Source organism: Pseudomonas sp. F8002, assembly GCF_013385495.1.
GTDB lineage: Bacteria > Pseudomonadota > Gammaproteobacteria > Pseudomonadales > Pseudomonadaceae > Aquipseudomonas.
The window spans coordinates 155,515-175,207 of record NZ_JACAPW010000001.1 but is presented as its reverse complement, the minus strand read 5'-3'; the positions used below and the strand labels follow the sequence as shown (position 1 = coordinate 175,207).

Here is a 19,693-nt window from a genome sequence, read left to right as displayed (position 1 = left end):
GTACGTGTCATAGCCGTGTCGACCCGCCCCTGGAACTTACCTGATGCTGGATTCTCTGCTCGTCCCTACCGCAATCGTTGCCTTGGCCGAAATTGGCGACAAGACGCAACTGCTCGCGCTCATTCTCGCTGCACGCTTTCGCAAACCCTGGCCGATCATCGCCGGCATCGTTGCCGCGACCCTGGCCAACCATGCGGCCGCCGGTGCCGTGGGGGCCTGGTTCGGGAGTTTCTTCTCGGATGCGGTGCTGCACTGGATCCTCGCGGCGAGCTTCTGCGCCACGGCGCTGTGGACCCTGGTGCCCGACAAGCTCGACGATGACGAAGCCAGCACTTCCCGCAAGTTCGGGCCCTTCCTGACCACGCTGATCGCGTTCTTCCTCGCGGAAATCGGCGACAAGACCCAGATCGCTACCGTGATGCTCGCGGCGCAATACCCGGAACTGTGGCTGGTGATTATCGGCACCACCCTGGGCATGTTGATTGCCAACGTGCCGGTGGTGCTGGCGGGTAATTTTGCCGCGGACAAATTGCCGCTGACGCTGATTCGTCGACTGGCGGCTACGGCATTCTTCATCCTGGCCATTGTTGCGGTGTACAAGGCCATGCAAAGCAGCGGCTGGATCTAAACGCAACCCCATATGGGGGCTGGGCTTTGGTGGGAGCTGGCTTGCCTGCGACAGCATCACCTCGGTGCAACTGACACACCGAGGTGCCTGCATCGCGGGCAAGCCCGACTCCCACACAAGCCGGGCACCCACATTCAGATTTGCATTTCAGCCTTATAAATCAGGATTTTTTCGCCTGCTGATACAACGGCATCACCTTCGGAATCGCCGCCTGCAACGAGGCGATCCGGCTGTCGGAGGCAGGGTGAGTGCTCATGAATTCAGGTGGCGAGCCTTCCGAAGCCTTGGCCATTTTGTTCCACAAGGTAATCGCCGCGTTCGGGTTGTAACCGGCACGCGCCGACAACTCCAGGCCGATCAGGTCCGCTTCGTTTTCATTGCTGCGGCTGTTGGGCAAGGTCATGCCGTAGTTGGCCACGGTATCGGCCAGCGCCAGGCTGTCCTGACCGAGGCCGAACAACGCACCGGCCCCCTGCTTCGCCATTTCGATACCGTAGGCCTTGGACATGGCTTCGCGGCCGTGCTCACGCAAGGCGTGGGCAATTTCATGGCCCATCACGGCGGCGAGTTCGTCGTCGGTCAACTTGAGATTGTCGATCAACGCGCTGTAGACAAAGATCTTGCCGCCAGGCCCGCAGTTGGCGTTCATCTCGTCACTTTTGATTAGGTTCACTTCCCACTTCCACTGCGCCGCATCCGGGCGGAAGGTGGGCGCCTGGGCGATCAGGCGGTTGGCAATCGCCTGCACGCGCTTGGCGTTGGCGCTGGTCTTGTCCACCAGGCCCTTGCCGCTGGCTTCACCCAGGGTCTGCTGGTAGGACTGCGCATACATCTGGTCGACTTCCTGGCTCGACAACATGCTGAACATGTACTGCTTGCGCTCAACCCCCACGGCGCCGCCGCTGGTGGTGTTGACCGACTGACAACCGGCGAGCAACAAAGCCGCGCCCAACGCACATACCGCCACTGTCTTTTTCATCAACCTGCTCCCTGAAAACATGGCGCGTATCGTAGTCGGCCAATTGTATCGACGCCAGATACAACAGACGTATAGCCACCTGATTTCAGATACATCCCACACTGCCGCAAAAAATTCACAAACGCTGGCAACCATTCCATTTACGACATTCGCCCATCCGGCACAGTCATTTTGAAGTAATGGCCCTCATGTCTCCCCCGCCCGCGGCCGATATACACAAGCAGCCAATCTCCCCCTGCGCTCGGAGCCGTCATGAAGTTCAAGTCGATTCAATTTTCTGTCGCGGCACTGGCCGGGGCCATTGTCCTGAGCGTGGTGGCGGTGTTGGTGCTGTATGCCTTGTTCGCCGGGGCGCGCACCCAGGAGATGGTGCAGGAACGCACCCAGGGCCAATTCGAACAAATCATCGAACAGCGCCTGACCGCCCTGGCGCAAACCCAGGCGACGCTGATCCAGCGCGAACTCGAAGCGCCGCTGGTGACGGCCAAGGGCCTGGCCACCGCCAACGCCCTGATGGGCATGAAAGACGCCAACGGCAATCCGCAACTGGCGGTCTCCCGTGAACAACTGATCAACCTGATCCACGAAACCGTGGTGCGTAACCCGAAGATTCTCGGCGCCTATATAGGCTGGGAAGCCAACGCCATCGACCACAACGATGCTGCCTACGTCAACAGCCCGGTGGTCGGCATCGAAACCAACGGCCGCTTCCTGCCGTGGTGGTTCCGCAATGCCGACGGCAGCCTGGGCCTGGATAAACTGGCTGACGTGGCCGACCAGACCATCCTGTCCACCGGCGTGCGCGCCAGTGAGTACTACCTGTGTTCCAAGGAAAGCAAAAAGCCCTGCGCCATCGATCCGGCCCCTTATAAAGTCGGGAATGCGATGGTGATGCTCGCCTCGTTTATCGAACCAATCATGATCGACGGCACCTTCCAGGGCATCGTCGGCGCCGACCTGTCGGTGAACTTCATCCAGGAAATGCTCACCAAGGCCGATCAGAATTTGTACAACGGTGCTGGTGAACTGGCGCTGATTTCCAGCAACGGTCGCCTGGTGGCCTACACCAAGGACGCCAGCAAGCTCGGGGAAAAGGCCAGCGACCTGCTGGACAGCAACGAACTGGCCAACCTCGGCCAGCTGAAGATCGGCGAAGTGCGCTACGACGTGGACAAGCAACACGGGCATATCGAGTTGTTCCTGCCGTTCAACATCGGCCAGACCGATGCCCGCTGGACCCTGTTGCTGCAACTGCCCTTGAGCGCGGTGATGGCGGACTTGCAGGCGATGCAGCACGACCTCGACGCCCAGCGCAAAACCGATATTTTCGGCATGGCCGTGGCCGGGCTGCTGATCGCCGGCATCGGCTTGCTGGTGATCTGGCTGGTGGGCCACGGCATTGCCCGGCCGCTCAAGCAAATGGTGGCGATGCTCAATGACATCGCCCAGGGCGAAGGCGACCTGACCCGGCGCCTGACCAGTGATCGCGCCGACGAACTGGGGGCGATTGCCAGCGGCTTCAATACATTCCTGGCAAAGTTGCAGGGGATGATTACCCAGGTGGTGAGTTCGGTGCAGAAGGTCAGCGACTCGTCGGAGCACACCGCCGACATTGCGATTCGCACCAACCAGGGCGTGCACAAGCAAATGGTCGAGATCGACCAGGTGGCTACCGCCGTGCACGAGATGACCGCGACCGCACAGGACGTGGCGCGCAACGCCACCCAGGCCGCACAGGCCGCCAGCCACGCTGATCAAGCGGCGAGCCAGGGCATGCAGATTGTGCGCGACACCTCCACCTCCATCGGCGCCCTCGCCGAGGAAATCGGCAAGGCGGTCGGTGTGGTGCAGGCGCTGGCCAAGGACAGCGAGAACATCAATGCCATCCTCACGGCGATTCGCGGGATTGCCGAGCAGACCAACCTGCTGGCGCTCAACGCGGCAATCGAAGCAGCACGGGCCGGTGAGCAAGGGCGCGGGTTTGCGGTGGTGGCCGACGAGGTGCGCAACCTGGCGCAGAAGACCCAGAAGGCTACCGAAGAAATCCAGGCCATGATCCAGCAACTGCAGCAGGGCACCCGCGACGTGGTGCGAGTGATGGAAGACAGCCAGAACCGCACCGATGAAAGCGTGCAGCACGCGGCCAAGGCGGCTCAGGCGCTGGAGACCATTACCCGGGCGGTGTCGGTGATCAACGACATGAACACCCAGATCGCCAGCGCCGCCGAGGAACAGAGCGCGGTGGCCGAGGACATTAACCGTAACGTGATCAATATCGGACAGGTGGCCAATGAAGTGGCCGGCGGAGCGGATGAGTCGAGCGCGGCCAGCGCAGACCTGACCAAGCTGGCGGAGCAGCAGCGGCGGTTGATCAATCAGTTCAAGGTTTGAGTCAAGCAGCGCCCTTTCGGGCGCCTTCGCGAGCAAGCCCGCTCCCACATTCGATCGCATTCCTTCAGTTGAAATGCAATCAAATGTGGGAGCGGGCTTGCTCGCGAAGAGGCCGGCCGATTCAACACAACGCTCAACCCGGCGTCAGGCACTCCGGTCCATTCAGCTTCGGATCGTTGACCATATTGGCCAGCACCCGCTCGCGCAACGCGGTGGGTTCACTGGCCAACAAGGCCTGCAAGGTGTGCAGCGGCGTCTCGGGGTTCAGCCAGGCTGCCTGCCCCGCCGCATCCAGAATCAACGGTCGGCGTTGACTCTGCGCCGCCTGGGTCACCACCGCCGTACTCAACCAAACCTGCTCCTGCACCGGATACGCCTCCCAGATCGCCGCAAAGAACAGTGTGCTGCCCTCCCCCGGCGTCAGCCAGTACGGGCGCTTGCGCTGGGTGCCGCGCCATTCGTAGAAACCATTGGCCGGCAGCAGGCAGCGGCGCTGGCGAAACGCTTCGCGAAACATCGGCTGTTCGGCGAGGGTTTCCGCCCGGGCATGGGCCGGTGTACGAGAGAGGTCGGTCAGCCAGGGCGGCGTCAGGCCCCAGCGCGCCCGCGCCAGGGTGTGCTGGCCGTCGCTCAGGCGCTGGATCAGCACCGAGTCATTGGGAGAGATGTTCCACTGGGCCTGCTGGTCGGCCGGGAAGCCCGGCAAGGCAGCAAACGCGGGGTTCCAGCGAAACAGGGCATAACGTCCACACATGGGGCAACACGACTCTTGGAGAAACTGGCCGACAGCCTAACAGACCAGCACGTCGGGAAAGCTGTCGGGTTCATCACCGGGCAGTGGTTGCGCACCGTTGTAGGCGGTGATCAGCTCGCGGGCGTAGGCGGCCTGGTCGTTCTTCACCGCCAGCGCCAGCAGGCCATAGATCGGCAGTTCGCCGGTACCCCCGAGCAAATCGCGCCCCACCAGGTGCGCGGTGATGCCCTCGCTTTCGAGCATGCCTTGCAGCAGCTCACCTTCCATCAGGTTTTCCGGCTCGTAGATTCGCTGCATGGGCGTACCTTTATTCGTTCTCGCTGCGCACGTTGAGCATCCATTCGTCGTCATGAACCTGCAGCTCGAAAACAATGGGCCGGCAGCACACCGGGCAGTCTTCTATATATTCCTGATCACCCCCGGACAGGTCCAGTAACGCCGTGACAACCTCCCCACAATAAGGACATTCGTACGACTCCTCTTCCATCGCGGTCTCCAAGGTGACTTGTGCGTATAATCGCCGGTCTATTTACAGGGCTATTTTTCGTCCCGGCCAATTGCCCGGACCACGCCCTGATATTTATTGTTCCAACCTTTACTTACCCTAGCCGTTTCTAACAAGAGAGCATGATGGGCGAATTCGATACCATCCGACCTTACAACGACAGCGAAGTCCCGGCAGTGCTGGCCCGACTGTTCAGTGACAAGGCCTTTCTGGACATCCTGACCCACTTTCGCTTCCCGCGCTTTGCCGGAGCTTTCGGCTGGCTGCTCAAGCCGATGATCGCTCATAAACTGCGCCGTGAGTTCGCCGGCGTCACCACCGTGGCCACGCTGCAGGACAAAGTCGAGTTTTACGTCGACCACACCATCGAGCGGGCAACCGACGGCGTGACCTATACCGGCGTGGAGCAGTTCAAGTCCGGCAGCGCCTACCTGTTCCTGGCCAACCACCGCGACATCGTGATGGACCCGGCCTTCGTCAACTACGCCGTGTATCACGCCGGCCTGCCGACGCCACGCATCGCCATCGGCGACAACCTGCTGCAAAAGCCGTTTGTCAGCGACCTGATGCGCCTGAACAAGAGTTTCATCGTGCACCGCTCGATCACCGGGCGCAAAGAGAAGATGGCGGCCTACCAGTTGCTGTCGGCCTACATCAACCATTCGATTCGCAACGACTGCCAGTCGATCTGGATCGCCCAGGCCGAAGGCCGCGCCAAGGATGGGGATGATCGCACCGAGTCGGCGATCCTCAAGATGTTCCACATGAGCCGCAAGGACGAGCCGTTCGCCGAGGTCATCCAGTCACTGAACCTGACGCCGGTGTCCATCAGCTACGAATACGACCCGTGCGACGCAGCCAAGGCCCGCGAGCTGTACATCCGCGCCACCACCGGCACCTACAGCAAGGCGCCGGGGGAAGATGACGTGAGCATTGCCCTGGGCATCACCGGCTACAAGGGCCGGGTACACGTCAACTTCGCGCCGCCGATCACCGAGGCGTTCGAAGACACCAAGCTGTTGGCGATCGAAATGGACCGGCAGATCCTGGGCGGTTATCGGTTGTTCCCGGTGCATTACCTGGCGTACGCCCAATGGAGCGATGCCGATCCGCAATTGCAGGTACCGACCGCAGCCGAGGTATTCCCGGCGGATGAGTTGGCCAAGGCGAAGGCAGAGTGGGAGCGGCGCTTGAATGCGTGCCCGGCCGAGCATCGGCCGTATCTGGTGTTGCAATACGCGACGCCGGTGAGGAATCAGTACCGGGTCAAGGCCGGGATTGCCCTGTAACCCGGTACCAGCAACAGCGCAAACCTAATGTGGGAGCGGGCTTGCTCGCGAATGCAGAGTGTCAGTCAATACATCTGGTGACTGATACACCGCATTCGCGAGCAAGCCCGCTCCCACATTTGTTTCAGGGTGTTCTTACAATCGGGAGCTGAAAAAAGACACCAGCAACGCCAGCCCCAGACAGGCAAACCCCAACCGGTAGAACAGGCGATAGGTACGCTGCGTCAACACGTCCAGATACAGCATCGGCTGATCAATGGCACGCAGTTCGCTTTGCGCGGCAAGGCGGGCCATCGCGCGCTGTTCATGCAGGCGCGTAACAAACAGCAGCCATGCCGCCGGGCAGGCCAGTAACAGGGCAAGGGAATTGAGCAGTAGTGCGGTCAGCGACATCGCAAACCTTGATGTATCAGTGTCTTGGTATCAATCCAGATACAAACCTGAATGATATGCGCCGCCTGCGCGTCATTACTCCTTCCCCATTGACGGCTAATGTATCCAGTAATTTACAGCGTCACCTGAACGTCACCTTAACAAGCCACTCTGTTGCCCTTCGAAAGCCCGGGAGCTTGTCATGTTGCACGCGCAGAACCAGGATCGGCTGTATCTGATTGCCCCAAGCGATGAGCAAGAGGCCCTGGTGGGCGGCCTCGCGTTCAATGTGCAGGACCGCCACTGGCTGGTGTATTGCGCCCTCGGCGGGCATCAACATGCCGACCTGCCGGAGCTGGACTTGCTCACTGGCGTGAGTGTGCTGGACTTTTATATCGAAACGGCTGCATGAAAACGGCAGGCGTAAAAAAACCGGGCTCATCGCTGAGCCCGGTCATCGTTCCCACGCGCCGCAAAGGAATGCCGACTGGGGCGCTCCGCGCCCGCCTGACGGTTACTGCGAGCTGAGCAGCGAACCGATGCTCGGGTCCTTGAACAGGCGCGTCAGGGCATCGCTCAACACGTCGCTGACCAGCTTGGTGTTGGTTTCCTGGTTCGGCGCCATGCCGAAGCGCTGGTCCAGGGATGCGCCGTAACGGCCGCTGTAGCGACGGGTACCGGCCGTCACGTCGGACTTGAAGGTCGCGCCGATGGTGGCTTCAGTCACGTACAGGCCTTCCTTGGGCGACTGATACTTCAGCTCGGCCAGGGTGATGGTCAGTTGTGGCGCACCTGGCGAGTTAGACGGGGTGAAGCCCAACAGGCGCACGGCCGCTTCGGCCTGGGCTTGCAGCTTGGGCAGCACGTCCGCACCGGTGACCGTAATGGCGCTGGTTTCCGGGTACAGGCCGCCACGGGTGCCGAGGGTCGGCGACGGACGCCCGTCAACCACACGCACCGACACCGGCTGGCCATGGCCGACAGGCGCCAGCTGGGTGGTGATTTTCGGTTGCGGGCTGAGTTGTTGCGGGCTGTGGGCGCAGCCAACCAGGGTCAAACTGGTCACAGTGATCAAACCGAACAACAGGCGTTGCAACATACTCATTTCTCCAGGACTAGATGCAAACAGGGCGCCAGTATAACGGTGAGCGCTCGCCACTCACCAGAATTCCTGAACGGCGCCTGAACTGTCGGCGAAATTACAATTTTCACACAGAACCGTCACCTCAATGTCATGCCAGACTGCCAACCTTCGCAGCATGTAACGAACCGGGTACACAGCCATGCGCCTTCTCAAATCTTTGTTCTTTTCCCACACCAGCCATCGCCACTTTGCCCTGCTCGACGCCCAAGGCTGCTGCCAGGCTTTCAAGCAGTGCAGCCTGCCGCCCGTCGGTGAAGGCTGGGTCGAAGTCGAAGAGACCCGCCTGAGCTGGATGCACCGCCCGCTGCCCGCCAGCGCGCGCGTCAGCCTCCGGGTTTCGCAGCCACAGGCACGGCACGCGTTGGCCTCCTGACCAGACTGCTAATAAAAGTCATTAAACACGTCCATTTGCGCGCATTTCTTCGCTACAATCTCCCCCCGATTATAAGGACGTCTCCTGATCGGGCCTCGCAGCATCGCTAATGCACTTGTATTAGCTCCCCCGCACCGCCCACAGAGAGCCGCCCACACAGATCGTGTGAAGCTGGCGAGCTTGCTGTTTTCTCTGCAAACCATCGTCTTTACCCGAATCTGCCAGAGCTGCCATGCGCTCGGCCACTTGAGTTGTTTGCCCGTTTTGCCGCTTGCCGGCAGTGATTTCGGGCCAGGTGCCAGGCTGGGGCAGCCCTTTTTTGAGGTTCACGTCTTCAAAAGAGCGTGAAAAAAACGGGTTTTCACAACTTCACAAGAGTGTGGCGAGCAAATGAATAGTTTTGCGTTTGTACAAGCACCATCAGCGTCTGGAACAGCCCCACCACACAGGACCGAGCACTCCTCAAGAACCGGAGCTTGAAGCCTGTCCGCTACGGATTTGGTTGCACGATCGGACGAGCTTGACCATAAGTCGAATTGCCACAGGCGCCCTTAAATGCGTTCATACGCAGATCAGGCCCGGTCGGCAGCGTCCGCTTGCGATAAATTGCGAAGAATCGGACATGGCGATCCTGGCCATGGGTAACCTGGGGCATCACGTGAACCGCCCCGTCACTCCTGGCAGCCATGCCGTCAATTTGGTGCTGCAGATTTTGGAGACGCGTTAAATGGCGCATAACGAAGCAGTCGACGTAGTACTGGTAGGTGCGGGCATCATGAGTGCCACCCTCGCCGTACTGCTCAAAGAGCTCGACCCCGGCCTCAAGCTGGAAGTCGTTGAGCTGATGGATTCGGGTGCCGCGGAAAGTTCCAACCCGTGGAACAACGCCGGTACCGGCCACGCCGGGCTGTGTGAGCTGAACTACACACCGCAGGCCGCCGACGGCTCCATCGACATCAAGAAAGCCGTGCACATCAACACCCAATTCGAGGTGTCGAAGCAGTTCTGGGCGTACCTGACCAAGAAAGGCACCTTTGGCTCGTCCAAATCCTTTATCAGCCCCGTGCCGCACCTGAGCTTCGTACAGGGTGAGAAAGGCGTGTCGTTCCTCAAGAAGCGCTTTGAAACCCTCAGCCAGCACCACGCGTTCTCGGACATGCACTACACCGAAGACCGCAGCGAGATGGCCGAGTGGATGCCGCTGATGATGCCCGGCCGCCCGCTGGACGAAAAAATCGCCGCCACCCGCGTGATGAACGGCACCGACGTCAACTTCGGCGCCCTGACCAACCAGTTGCTCTCGCACCTGACCAGCGCCCCGGATGCCCAGGTCAAGTACAGCAAGCGCGTCACCGGCCTCAAGCGCAACGGCGCCGGCTGGACCGTGAGCATCAAGGACGTCAACAGCGGCAACTCCCGTGATGTGGACGCCAAGTTCGTGTTCCTCGGCGCCGGTGGCGCGGCCCTGCCGCTGTTGCAAGCCTCGGGCATCGAGGAAAGCAAGGGCTTCGGCGGCTTCCCGGTCAGCGGCCAGTGGCTGCGTTGCGACAACCCGGAAGTGGTCAAGCACCACCAGGCCAAGGTCTACAGCCAGGCGGCGGTGGGTTCGCCACCGATGTCGGTGCCGCACCTCGACACCCGTGTGGTCGACGGCAAGAAATCCCTGCTGTTCGGGCCATACGCCGGTTTCACCACCAAGTTCCTCAAACACGGCTCGTTCCTTGACCTGCCCCTGTCGATTCGTGCCGGCAACATCGGCCCGATGCTGGCCGTGGCCCGGGACAACATGGACCTGACCAAGTACCTGGTCAGCGAAGTGCGCCAGTCCATGGAGCAGCGCCTGGAATCCCTGCGTCGCTTCTACCCTGAGGCAAAAGCCGAAGACTGGCGCCTGGAAGTGGCCGGCCAACGGGTGCAGATCATCAAGAAAGACCCGAAGAAAGGCGGCGTGCTGCAATTCGGTACCGAACTGGTTGCGGCCAAGGACGGTTCGCTGGCCGCCCTGCTCGGCGCGTCTCCAGGTGCTTCGGTGACCGTATCGATCATGCTGGAACTGATCGAACGCTGCTTCCCGACGAAAGCGGCCGGTGAGTGGGCGGCCAAGCTGCACGAGATCTTCCCGGCTCGGGAAAAGGTCCTGGAGACCGATGCCGAGCTGTATCGCAAGATCAACACGCAGAACAACATCAGCCTGGAACTGGTTGAGCAGAGCAGCGAGACCGAAAGCTACGCTTGAGCGTCGTGACGCAGAGTGTCAGTGGATGCATTCCCACGCAGAGCGTGGGAACGAAAAACGCCCCCAAAGGGGCGTTTTTTTTCGTCCGCAACAATCAGCCGCGGGCTTGTTCGATCAACTCGATGTACTCGGCGGCGTTGCGCTGGTCCTTGATCACTTCAACGAAGGTCTGGCCATGCTCGTCCTTGCCGTCGAGGTCCAGGCCGGCTTCCTTGAAAAACACCAGGAAGCGCTCGAAGTCGTCGATACGCAGGCCACGGTAGGCCTTGATCAGTTTGTGCAGGGACGGCGAAGTGGCGTCTACCGGCTCGAAATCCAGGAACAGCTTGATTTGCTCGTCGCCGATTTCATCACCAATCAGCTGTTTCTTATCTTTACGCATTACCGACTCCAGCCTGCAGACATTTACACGGGAAAAGCAGTTTACCTGCGGCACCGCGGCTTCGAAAGCTACGCGAACCAATGTGGGAGCTGGCTTGCCTGCGATAGCGGTGCATCAGTAACAGATGGGCCAACGGAGCCACCGCTATCGCAGGCAAGCCAGCTCCCACATTGACTGTATTTACACCGCCGAATGCGCGTCGGCTGGATTATTTGGCGCGCACCGCCCCGGTGTGCAAGTCGGCCCAGATATGGCCGTTGGCGTAAGTGAGGAATTGCACATAGACCGTGTCATTGCGCAACAAGTCGACGATCACCCGATACTGGGTCACCGGATACGACAAGGTCAGGGTTTTGCTTTTGTCGTCGAACACCGGCTTTTTCAGGCTTTTGCTTTCGGCATCGAAGTTCAGGATCACCTGGGCGATGGTCGCGCCTTTGTTCAGGGACTTGCCCTTGAGGCGGATCATCAACGGCGAGGTCACCGGGATCGGCTGCTGGGTGGATTGGCGCTGGTTACCCACCACCACCGAATACTCGGTGACTTGCAGCAATTGCTGCTGGTCCGGGGTTTCGGCGCGCAGGGTCAGGTCGTCGGGCGGCAGGAATTGGCTGTGCAGCGGCGCCGGAGCAGCCGCCAGGGGCAAACTGAGGGTCAGCGCCAGGGCGGCGCAACTGCGGATCAAAAAGCGCATGGGCCGCTCCGTAGAAGTTGGCCCAGCACTTTAGCTCAATCGAACTGGGCAAGCATCCAGCGCTGATACTCGGCCACATCAGCATCGCCTTCACGGGGGGCCCAACTGGCCAGCTCACCCTCGCTCACCGGCCGATACGGTCCGGCTTTGCACTCGAACATCAAGGTATCGGGCTCCAGCACTACCAGGCCGTGAAACACACCGGGCGGCAAATCGACGCCCTGGCAGTCGCCGCCCGCCTGCATCACGCGCTTGGCCAGCACCTCGCCGGTCTCGCTGAAGATCAACAAGCCCAGGCTGCCCTTCAGCACCAGCAAGGTTTCCGCCTTATCGGCACTCAAATGACGATGAGGCGGCACATAGGTGCTGGGCTGCATGCCGACAGCCATGCGATGGCACGGTTCTTCCATCTGGTGGAAGTTGTGATGATGCCGGCCACGAGGGCTGCCAGCCGCTTTCTCGGCCAGCTCCGCAAACAGCGTTTGATCAAGAAAGCTGGCCATTGATTACATTCCCTTAACGGCGTAGATCCCATTGGCGTTGCGCCAGTAGCCTTTGTAGTCCATGCCGTAACCGAAGATGTAACGGTCAATGCACGGCAGGCCCACGTAATCGGCTTTCAGGTCCGGACGGGCCTTGCGGTCGTGGTCCTTGTCGATCAGCACGGCAGTGTGCACCTTGCGCGCGCCGGCGTGTTTGCAGAAGTCGATGATCGCGCCCAGGGTGTGACCTTCGTCGAGGATGTCGTCGATGATCAGCACGTCGCGGTCGATGAACGAGACTTCCGGCTTGGCTTTCCAGAACAGGTCGCCGCCACTGGTTTCATTGCGATAGCGAGTGGCGTGCAGGTAGGACGCTTCCAGCGGGAATTGCAGGTGGGTGAGCAATTTACCGGCGAAAATCAGGCCACCGTTCATCACGCAAAAGACCACCGGGTTGGTGTCGGCCATTTCACGGGAGATGTGCGCGCCGACCTTGGCGATGGCCTCTTCGACTTGCGCTTCGGTGTACAGGCAGTCAGCCTCGCGCATGATTTGACGGATATGCTCGAGATCAGCGGACATGGCGCTCTCCAAGGGGGTGCTGTGGCAAGAAAAGCGGGCAAAGGTACGCATGTGAGGCCCAACGTTCAAGCCTTAATGGACTAACGTACTAGATGTCTATAGGACAACACCCTCGGATAGATTAATCTAGGCCGGTTTTTTTGCCCGCCGCCGGAGCCTTTCCCCATGCCCATCCGTGAGATCCGCCATCCGCTGATCCGACATAAACTCGGCCTTATGCGCCGCGCCGACATTAGCACGAAGAACTTCCGTGAGCTTGCTCAGGAAGTCGGAGCGCTGCTCACCTACGAGGCGACCAAAGACCTGCCCCTGGAAAACTACGAGATCGCCGGTTGGTGTGGTCCCGTCCAGGTCGAGAAAATCGCCGGCAAGAAGATTACCGTGGTGCCGATCCTGCGTGCCGGTATCGGCATGCTCGAAGGCGTGCTCAGCCTGATCCCGGGTGCCAAGGTCAGCGCCGTAGGCGTGGCCCGCAACGAAGAGACGCTGCAGGCCCACACCTACCTGGAAAAACTGGTACCGGAAATCGACGAGCGCCTGGCGATGATCATCGACCCGATGCTCGCCACCGGCAGCTCCATGGTTGCCACCATCGACCTGCTGAAAAAAGCCGGTTGCAAGGACATCCGCGCCATGGTGCTGGTGGCCGCTCCCGAAGGCATCGCCGCCGTCGAGAAAGCCCACCCGGACGTGTTGATCTACACCGCATCCATCGATGAACGCCTGAATGAACATGGCTACATCATCCCGGGCCTGGGCGATGCCGGCGACAAGATCTTCGGTACCAAGCAGAAGGACGCGTGACCATGCAGGATGAGTTCAACGACCCGCTTTGGCGCCAGATCCTGTCTGGCGCACAGATGCTCTTCGTAGCATTTGGCGCGCTGGTGTTGATGCCGCTGATCACCGGTCTCGATCCAAACGTCGCCCTGTTTACCGCAGGCTTGGGCACCTTGTTGTTCCAGGTGGTTACCGGGCGCCAGGTACCGGTGTTCCTGGCGTCGAGCTTTGCGTTTATCACCCCGATCATTCTCGCCAAGGGCCAGTTCGGCCTCGCGGCGACCATGGGCGGCGTGATGGCGGCCGGCTTCGTTTACACCTTCCTGGGCCTGGCCGTGAAGATCAAGGGCACCGGTTTCATCGACCGGCTGCTGCCGCCGGTGGTGATCGGGCCGGTGATCATTTCCATTGGCCTGGCCATGGCGCCGATTGCGGCCAATATGGCGATGGGCAAGGCCGGTGACGGCAGCGAGTTGATCCACTACCAGACCGCCATGCTGATCTCGATGCCGGCGCTGCTGACCACGCTGATCGTGGCGGTGTTCGGCAAAGGCATTTTCCGCCTGGTGCCGATCATCTCCGGCGTGCTGGTGGGTTTCGCCATGTCGTTCTACTTCGGCGTGGTCGACACCGCGAAGATCGCCGCCGCACCGTGGTTCGCCCTGCCCCACTTCACCGCGCCGGAATTCAACTGGCAGGCGATCCTGTTTATCGTCCCGGTGGCCCTGGCCCCGGCGATCGAACACATCGGTGGTGTGATTGCGGTGGGCAGTGTGACCGGTCGCGACTACCTGAAGAAGCCCGGCCTGCACCGCACCCTGCTGGGTGACGGGATCGCCACCACCGCTGCCGGCCTGTTCGGCGGCCCGCCCAACACGACCTACGCGGAAGTGACGGGCGCGGTGATGCTGACCAAGAACTACAACCCGAAGATCATGACCTGGGCGGCGGTGTTTGCCATCAGCCTGGCGTTTATCGGCAAGTTCGGCGCGCTGCTGCAGAGCATTCCAGTCCCGGTAATGGGCGGGATTCTGTGCCTGCTGTTCGGCTCGATTGCCGCAGTGGGGATGAACACCCTGATCCGCCACAAGATCGACCTGGGCGAAGCGCGCAACCTGGTGATTGTGTCGGTGACCCTGGTGTTCGGAATTGGCGGTGTGCTGGTAGGCACCGGCACTGGCCCAGATGACTTTGGCCTGAAGGGCATCGCCCTGTGTGCGGTGGTAGCGATTGCATTGAATCTGCTACTGCCGGGCAATGACGGCTGGAAGAACAAGAAGCCGGATGAGCCGCTGCTGTAAGGCTTTAGCTTTTTGGTGTTGCTGATGGCCTCATCGCGGGCAAGCCCGGCTCCCATATTGGAATGCATTCTCAGAAAGAATGCAGTCCCCTGTGGGAGCCGGGCTTGTCCGCGATGGCGCCGGTTCAGTCAATAGAGATTACAGCTCGCCCAACGCATCGATCAGCGCCTGGTTCTGCTCAGGCGTGCCGATGCTGATCCGCAGGAACTGGGCAATCCGCTCCTGCTTGAAGTGCCGCACAATCACCCCCTGCTCCCGCACCTTGGCCGCCAGCCCGGCAGCGTCGTGCCCTGGATGCCGGGCAAAGATGAAGTTGGCCGCCGACGGCAGTACTTCAAACCCCTTGGCCTGCAGTTGCGCCACCAGCTTTTCACGGCTATCGATCACCAACTTGCAGGTGTTCCGGAAGTATTCGCGGTCTTCAAAAGCGGCGGCCGCGCCGACAATCGCCAGACGGTCCAGCGGGTAGGAGTTGAAGCTGTTCTTGACCCGCTCCAGCGCCTCGATCAGGTCCGGGTGGCCCACGGCCAGGCCCACCCGCAAACCGGCCAGGGAGCGCGACTTGGAGAGGGTCTGGGTCACCAGCAGGTTCGGGTAACGATCCACCAGGCTGATGGCGGTCTCGCCGCCGAAGTCGATATAGGCTTCATCGACCACCACCACCGAGTCCGGGCTGGCCTTGAGGATTTGCTCAACGGCGTCCAGCGCCATCACGCAACCGGTCGGCGCGTTCGGGTTCGGGAAGATGATCCCGCCGTTGGGCCTGGCGTAGTCCGACACGCGGATCTGGAACTGTTCATCCAGCGGCACTGCGTCGAAGGCAATGCGGTACAGGCCGCAGTACACCGGGTAGAAGCTGTAGCTGATGTCCGGGAACAGCAGCGGCAGGTCGTGCTGGAACAAACCGTGGAAGATGTGCGCCAGGACTTCATCGGAGCCGTTGCCGAGGAACACCTTGCCCGCGTCGATCCCGTAGTACTTGGCCACCGCCTGCTTGAGCAGGTCGCTGTTGGGGTCCGGGTACAAACGCAGATTGTCGTTCAGCTCGGCCTGCATGGCAGCCAGCGCCTTGGGCGATGGGCCGTAGGGGTTTTCATTGGTGTTGAGTTTTACCAGCTTGGTCAGCTTCGGTTGCTCACCGGGCACGTAAGGCACGAGATCCTTGACGAGCGGGCTCCAGAATTTGCTCATGTTTCAGTTCCCCTGCTTATCGTCAACGATGCGGTATTCGGCGCTGCGGGCGTGGGCGGTCAGCGACTCGCCACGGGCCAGCACGGAAGCGGTCTTGCCCAACTCCGACGCGCCCTCTGGCGAGCAGAAGATGATCGACGAGCGCTTCTGGAAGTCATATACGCCCAGCGGCGAGGAGAACCGCGCAGTGCCCGACGTGGGCAGCACGTGATTGGGACCTGCGCAGTAGTCGCCCAGGGCTTCGCTGGTGTGGCGGCCCATGAAGATCGCGCCGGCGTGGCGAATCAGCGGCAGCCAGGCTTGTGGGTCGGCGACGGACAACTCCAGGTGTTCCGGGGCGATACGGTTGGCCACTTCGATGGCCTGCTCCATGTCGCGGACCAGGATCAGGGCGCCACGGCCATTGATCGACTTCTCGATGATCTCGGCGCGCTCCATGGTCGGCAGCAGCTTGGCGATGCTGGCGGCGACCTTGTCCAGGAATTCGGCATCCGGGCTGACGAGGATCGCCTGGGCGTCTTCGTCGTGTTCGGCCTGGGAGAACAGGTCCATGGCGATCCAGTCCGGGTCGGTCTGGCCGTCACACACCACGAGGATTTCCGAAGGGCCGGCGATCATGTCGATGCCGACCTGGCCAAATACATGGCGCTTGGCCGTGGCCACGTAGATGTTGCCCGGGCCAACCACCTTGTCGACCTTCGGCACGCTTTCGGTACCGTAGGCCAGGGCCGCTACCGCTTGGGCGCCACCGATGGTGAACACGCGATCAACGCCCGCGATGCAGGCCGCTGCCAGCACCAGTTCGTTGATTTCGCCGCGCGGGGTAGGCACCACCATGACCACTTCGGTCACGCCGGCGACCTTGGCCGGAATCGCGTTCATCAGTACCGAGGACGGGTACGACGCTTTGCCGCCCGGCACGTACAGGCCGGCGCGGTCCAGCGGCGTGACCTTCTGGCCCAGTACGGTGCCGTCGGCCTCGGTGTAGCTCCAGGAATCCTGTTTCTGTTTCTCGTGGTAGCTGCGCACCCGCGCGGCCGCCACTTCCAGGGCTTCGCGCTGGGGCGCGGTGATGCGGGTCAGCGCCAGCTCCAGGCGTTCGCGGGGCAGGATCAGGTCGGCCATGGAGGCGACATCCAGGCCATCGAACTGCCGGGTAAAATCAACCAGCGCCGCGTCACCGCGCTCGCGCACGGCCTTGATGATGTCGAGCACCCGCTGGTTGACCGAATCGTCGGACACGCTTTCCCAGCTCAGCAGATGATCCAGATGATGGGCGAAATCCGGGTCGGCAGCGTTGAGTCGGGCAATTGCAGTGGACGTGGTCATAGCGAGGGCCTCATAGGAATGGCAAAAATGCTCAGGCGCCGAAAGTTAGCAGTCGATCCGCTTGGGCACCTGAGAATTCTGGCTATGAGGCGGATAGACGGGCGCGGCTTGGGGCCGCGCGGGTGAGTCAACCGCGGTGTCGAGACTCCACTGCCTTGCGCAGGGTGTCGATCAACGCCTGGATACGGGCGTGCTGCATTTTCATCGAAGCTTTGTTGACGATCAGCCGGGAGCTGATGTCGGCGATAAAGTCCTGGGGCTCCAGGCCGTTGGCGCGCAGGGTGTTACCGGTGTCGACCACGTCGATGATCTTGTCGGCCAGGCCGATCAGCGGTGCCAGCTCCATCGAGCCGTAGAGCTTGATGATGTCGACCTGGCGGCCTTGCTCGGCGTAGTAGCGCTTGGCAACGTTGACGAACTTGGTCGCCACCCGCAGGCGGCCTTTAGGCTCGACGTCACCGACACGGCCGGCGGTCATCAGCTTGCACAGGGCAATACGCAGGTCCAGCGGCTCGTACAGGCCCTGGCCGCCGTATTCCATCAGCACGTCTTTGCCCGCGACGCCGAGGTCGGCCGCGCCATGTTCAACGTAGGTTGGCACATCGGTGGCACGCACGATCAGCAGGCGAACATCGTCCTGGGTCGTGGGGATGATCAGCTTGCGGCTCTTGTCCGGATTCTCGGTCGGCACGATGCCCGCTTCAGCCAGAAGCGGCAAAGTGTCGTCAAGGATGCGGCCCTTGGACAGTGCGATGGTCAACATGGGAAACGTCAGTCCTTCATCAGGCTATTGCTGTCCGGTCGCAATCGGCGCCAGACACAGATCGAGGCCATTACAGCCTCGACTTGAAACAAATCAGTTAACAGCATACATCGTCATGTGGCGAGGGAGCTTGCTCCGGCTGGGGCGCGAAGCGGCCCTGATCTTTGTTTAAAAAGACTGGGACTGCTGCGCAGTCCAGCGGGAGCAAGCTCCCTCGCCACAATGAACGTGTTTGCAGTTCCTGGAACTAGCCCGGTACGCGGCGGATTTTCGCGCCGAGCATCTGCAGCTTCTCTTCGATGCACTCGTAACCACGGTCTATGTGGTAGATGCGGTCGATGAGGGTGTCGCCGTCAGCGCACAACGCCGAGATCACCAGGCTGGCGGAGGCACGCAGGTCGGTAGCCATCACTGGCGCGCCCTTGAGCTTCTCGATGCCGGTCACGATGGCGGTGTTGCCTTCGACCTGGATCTTGGCGCCCATGCGGTGCAGCTCGTACACGTGCATGAAGCGGTTTTCGAAGATGGTCTCGATCACGGCACCGGTGCCTTCGGCAATCGCGTTCAGGGAAATGAACTGCGCCTGCATGTCGGTCGGGAACGCCGGGTACGGAGCGGTACGCACGTTAACGGCTTTTGGCCGCTTGCCATGCATGTTCAGCTCGATCCAGTCTTCACCGGTGGTGATCTCGGCGCCGGCTTCCTTGAGTTTTTCCAGGACGGCTTCGAGGATGGTCGGATCAGTGTCCTTGACCTTGACACGGCCACCGGTGACGGCAGCCGCGACCAGGTAGGTACCGGTCTCGATGCGGTCCGGCATCACCTTGTAGGTAGCCGAATGCAGGCGTTTCACGCCATCAATGGTGATGGTGTCGGTGCCGGCGCCGGTGATGTTGGCACCCATGGCGATCAGGAAGTTGGCCAGGTCGACCACTTCCGGCTCGCGCGCGGCGTTTTGCAGCACGCTGCGGCCATTGGCCAGGGCAGCGGCCATCATGATGTTCTCGGTACCGGTCACGCTGACGGTATCAAAGAAGAAGTTCGCGCCACGCAGGCCGCCTTCCGGCGCCTTGGCCTTGATGTAGCCGCCTTCGACGTCAATGGTTGCACCCATGGCTTCGAGGCCACGGATGTGCAGGTCCACCGGACGCGAACCGATGGCGCAACCGCCAGGCAGTGCGACTTCGGCTTCGCCGAACCGGGCAACCATCGGGCCCAGTACCAGGATCGAGGCGCGCATGGTTTTCACCAGCTCGTACGGTGCGATCAGGGTCTTGATGGTGCGCGGGTCGATTTCGACGCTGAGTTTCTCGTCGATCACCGGCTCGATGCCCATGCGACCGAACAACTCGATCATGGTGGTGATGTCATGCAGGTGCGGCAGGTTGGCCACGGTAACCGGGCCATCGCACAGCAAGGTCGCTGCCAGGATCGGCAGGGCGGAGTTCTTCGCCCCGGAAATACGGATCTCGCCATCAAGACGAGCACCGCCGGTAATAATCAATTTATCCATAAGAA

22 protein-coding genes and 1 pseudogene are annotated in these 19,693 nt (G+C 61.1%); 9 read left to right on the top strand and 14 right to left on the bottom strand.

What is annotated here, in order from left to right; all coding sequences use genetic code 11:
- Positions 1–43: 43 nt before the first annotated feature.
- On the top strand, positions 44–628 hold the full coding sequence (locus HX811_RS00855) for a TMEM165/GDT1 family protein (RefSeq protein WP_003216166.1): 585 nt from the start codon (positions 44–46) through the stop codon (positions 626–628).
- A 160-nt stretch (positions 629–788) separates the two neighbouring features.
- On the opposite strand, the gene HX811_RS00850 is transcribed toward HX811_RS00855, so the two are convergent.
- Positions 789–1,607: a M48 family metallopeptidase gene (locus tag HX811_RS00850; RefSeq protein WP_003216165.1), complete on the bottom strand. Its 819-nt coding sequence runs from the start codon at positions 1,605–1,607 to the stop codon at positions 789–791.
- A gap of 252 nt (positions 1,608–1,859) precedes the next feature.
- On the opposite strand from HX811_RS00850, the pseudogene HX811_RS32160 reads away from it, so the two are divergent.
- A pseudogene (locus HX811_RS32160) lies at positions 1,860–3,140 on the top strand (HAMP domain-containing protein); the annotation flags it as partial.
- A gap of 15 nt (positions 3,141–3,155) precedes the next feature.
- The gene (locus HX811_RS32155) at positions 3,156–3,998 is read left to right on the top strand and encodes a methyl-accepting chemotaxis protein (RefSeq protein ID WP_371132336.1); all 843 of its coding nucleotides are present in this window, start codon (positions 3,156–3,158) and stop codon (positions 3,996–3,998) included.
- A gap of 133 nt (positions 3,999–4,131) precedes the next feature.
- Here the strand turns inward: HX811_RS32155 and HX811_RS00840 are convergent, their stop codons facing one another.
- Genes HX811_RS00840 through HX811_RS00830 form a run of 3 tightly spaced genes read right to left on the bottom strand, consistent with a single transcriptional unit; the run spans position 4,132 to position 5,239 of the window.
- Entirely contained in the window at positions 4,132–4,752 is a 621-nt protein-coding gene (locus tag HX811_RS00840) for an SOS response-associated peptidase (RefSeq protein WP_003216163.1), read from the bottom strand.
- A gap of 36 nt (positions 4,753–4,788) precedes the next feature.
- Positions 4,789–5,049 carry a putative signal transducing protein gene (locus tag HX811_RS00835; RefSeq protein ID WP_177044372.1) on the bottom strand — a complete coding sequence of 87 codons (261 nt, stop codon included), beginning with the start codon at positions 5,047–5,049 and terminating at the stop codon, positions 4,789–4,791.
- Between the two features lie 10 nt (positions 5,050–5,059).
- Positions 5,060–5,239 carry a CPXCG motif-containing cysteine-rich protein gene (locus HX811_RS00830; protein ID WP_177008734.1) on the bottom strand — a complete coding sequence of 60 codons (180 nt, stop codon included), beginning with the start codon at positions 5,237–5,239 and terminating at the stop codon, positions 5,060–5,062.
- 143 nt (positions 5,240–5,382) lie between these two features.
- On the opposite strand from HX811_RS00830, the gene HX811_RS00825 reads away from it, so the two are divergent.
- On the top strand, positions 5,383–6,546 hold the full coding sequence (locus HX811_RS00825) for a 1-acyl-sn-glycerol-3-phosphate acyltransferase (RefSeq protein WP_029615884.1): 1,164 nt from the start codon (positions 5,383–5,385) through the stop codon (positions 6,544–6,546).
- A 135-nt stretch (positions 6,547–6,681) separates the two neighbouring features.
- Here HX811_RS00825 and HX811_RS00820 read toward each other — a convergent pair whose 3' ends face one another.
- Positions 6,682–6,939 carry a hypothetical protein gene (locus HX811_RS00820; protein WP_177044371.1) on the bottom strand — a complete coding sequence of 86 codons (258 nt, stop codon included), beginning with the start codon at positions 6,937–6,939 and terminating at the stop codon, positions 6,682–6,684.
- Between the two features lie 181 nt (positions 6,940–7,120).
- Here HX811_RS00820 and HX811_RS00815 point away from each other — a divergent pair, with 181 nt between their 5' ends.
- On the top strand, positions 7,121–7,330 hold the full coding sequence (locus HX811_RS00815; protein WP_102369898.1) for a hypothetical protein: 210 nt from the start codon (positions 7,121–7,123) through the stop codon (positions 7,328–7,330).
- A 102-nt stretch (positions 7,331–7,432) separates the two neighbouring features.
- On the opposite strand, the gene HX811_RS00810 is transcribed toward HX811_RS00815, so the two are convergent.
- Positions 7,433–8,017: a YajG family lipoprotein gene (locus tag HX811_RS00810; protein WP_003216157.1), complete on the bottom strand. Its 585-nt coding sequence runs from the start codon at positions 8,015–8,017 to the stop codon at positions 7,433–7,435.
- A gap of 184 nt (positions 8,018–8,201) precedes the next feature.
- Between HX811_RS00810 and HX811_RS00805 the strand changes: the two genes are divergently transcribed.
- Complete coding sequence (locus HX811_RS00805; protein ID WP_177044370.1) at positions 8,202–8,435, top strand: hypothetical protein; 234 nt, start codon at positions 8,202–8,204, stop codon at positions 8,433–8,435.
- A 727-nt stretch (positions 8,436–9,162) separates the two neighbouring features.
- The gene (mqo, locus tag HX811_RS00800) at positions 9,163–10,671 is read left to right on the top strand and encodes a malate dehydrogenase (quinone) (RefSeq protein WP_063027175.1); all 1,509 of its coding nucleotides are present in this window, start codon (positions 9,163–9,165) and stop codon (positions 10,669–10,671) included.
- A gap of 94 nt (positions 10,672–10,765) precedes the next feature.
- Here mqo and HX811_RS00795 read toward each other — a convergent pair whose 3' ends face one another.
- From HX811_RS00795 to HX811_RS00780, 4 genes are all read right to left on the bottom strand, one after another.
- A complete protein-coding gene (locus HX811_RS00795) occupies positions 10,766–11,053 on the bottom strand; it encodes a PA4642 family protein (RefSeq protein ID WP_177044369.1) in 288 nt (95 codons plus the stop codon).
- A gap of 208 nt (positions 11,054–11,261) precedes the next feature.
- Positions 11,262–11,747 carry a hypothetical protein gene (locus HX811_RS00790; RefSeq protein WP_177044368.1) on the bottom strand — a complete coding sequence of 162 codons (486 nt, stop codon included), beginning with the start codon at positions 11,745–11,747 and terminating at the stop codon, positions 11,262–11,264.
- A 35-nt stretch (positions 11,748–11,782) separates the two neighbouring features.
- Complete coding sequence (locus HX811_RS00785; RefSeq protein WP_177044367.1) at positions 11,783–12,250, bottom strand: WbuC family cupin fold metalloprotein; 468 nt, start codon at positions 12,248–12,250, stop codon at positions 11,783–11,785.
- Between the two features lie 3 nt (positions 12,251–12,253).
- Positions 12,254–12,811: a hypoxanthine-guanine phosphoribosyltransferase gene (locus HX811_RS00780; protein WP_003216150.1), complete on the bottom strand. Its 558-nt coding sequence runs from the start codon at positions 12,809–12,811 to the stop codon at positions 12,254–12,256.
- 165 nt (positions 12,812–12,976) lie between these two features.
- On the opposite strand from HX811_RS00780, the gene upp reads away from it, so the two are divergent.
- Positions 12,977–13,615, top strand: coding sequence for a uracil phosphoribosyltransferase (gene upp / locus HX811_RS00775; protein ID WP_003216149.1), 639 nt, complete (start codon positions 12,977–12,979; stop codon positions 13,613–13,615).
- Positions 13,616–13,617: 2 nt separating this feature from the next.
- A complete protein-coding gene (locus tag HX811_RS00770) occupies positions 13,618–14,892 on the top strand; it encodes a uracil-xanthine permease family protein (RefSeq protein ID WP_010170563.1) in 1,275 nt (424 codons plus the stop codon).
- 138 nt (positions 14,893–15,030) lie between these two features.
- Here HX811_RS00770 and hisC read toward each other — a convergent pair whose 3' ends face one another.
- The 4 genes from hisC to murA all read right to left on the bottom strand — a co-directional run bounded on the left by hisC (position 15,031) and on the right by murA (position 19,688).
- Positions 15,031–16,083 (bottom strand): histidinol-phosphate transaminase, encoded by a 1,053-nt coding sequence (hisC, locus tag HX811_RS00765; protein ID WP_003216145.1) that lies wholly within the window; start codon positions 16,081–16,083, stop codon positions 15,031–15,033.
- A 3-nt stretch (positions 16,084–16,086) separates the two neighbouring features.
- Entirely contained in the window at positions 16,087–17,412 is a 1,326-nt protein-coding gene (hisD, locus tag HX811_RS00760) for a histidinol dehydrogenase (protein ID WP_008434283.1), read from the bottom strand.
- Between the two features lie 127 nt (positions 17,413–17,539).
- Positions 17,540–18,175: an ATP phosphoribosyltransferase gene (gene hisG, locus HX811_RS00755; protein WP_003188599.1), complete on the bottom strand. Its 636-nt coding sequence runs from the start codon at positions 18,173–18,175 to the stop codon at positions 17,540–17,542.
- A gap of 247 nt (positions 18,176–18,422) precedes the next feature.
- The gene (murA, locus tag HX811_RS00750; protein ID WP_003216140.1) at positions 18,423–19,688 is read right to left on the bottom strand and encodes a UDP-N-acetylglucosamine 1-carboxyvinyltransferase; all 1,266 of its coding nucleotides are present in this window, start codon (positions 19,686–19,688) and stop codon (positions 18,423–18,425) included.
- Positions 19,689–19,693 lie beyond the last annotated feature (5 nt).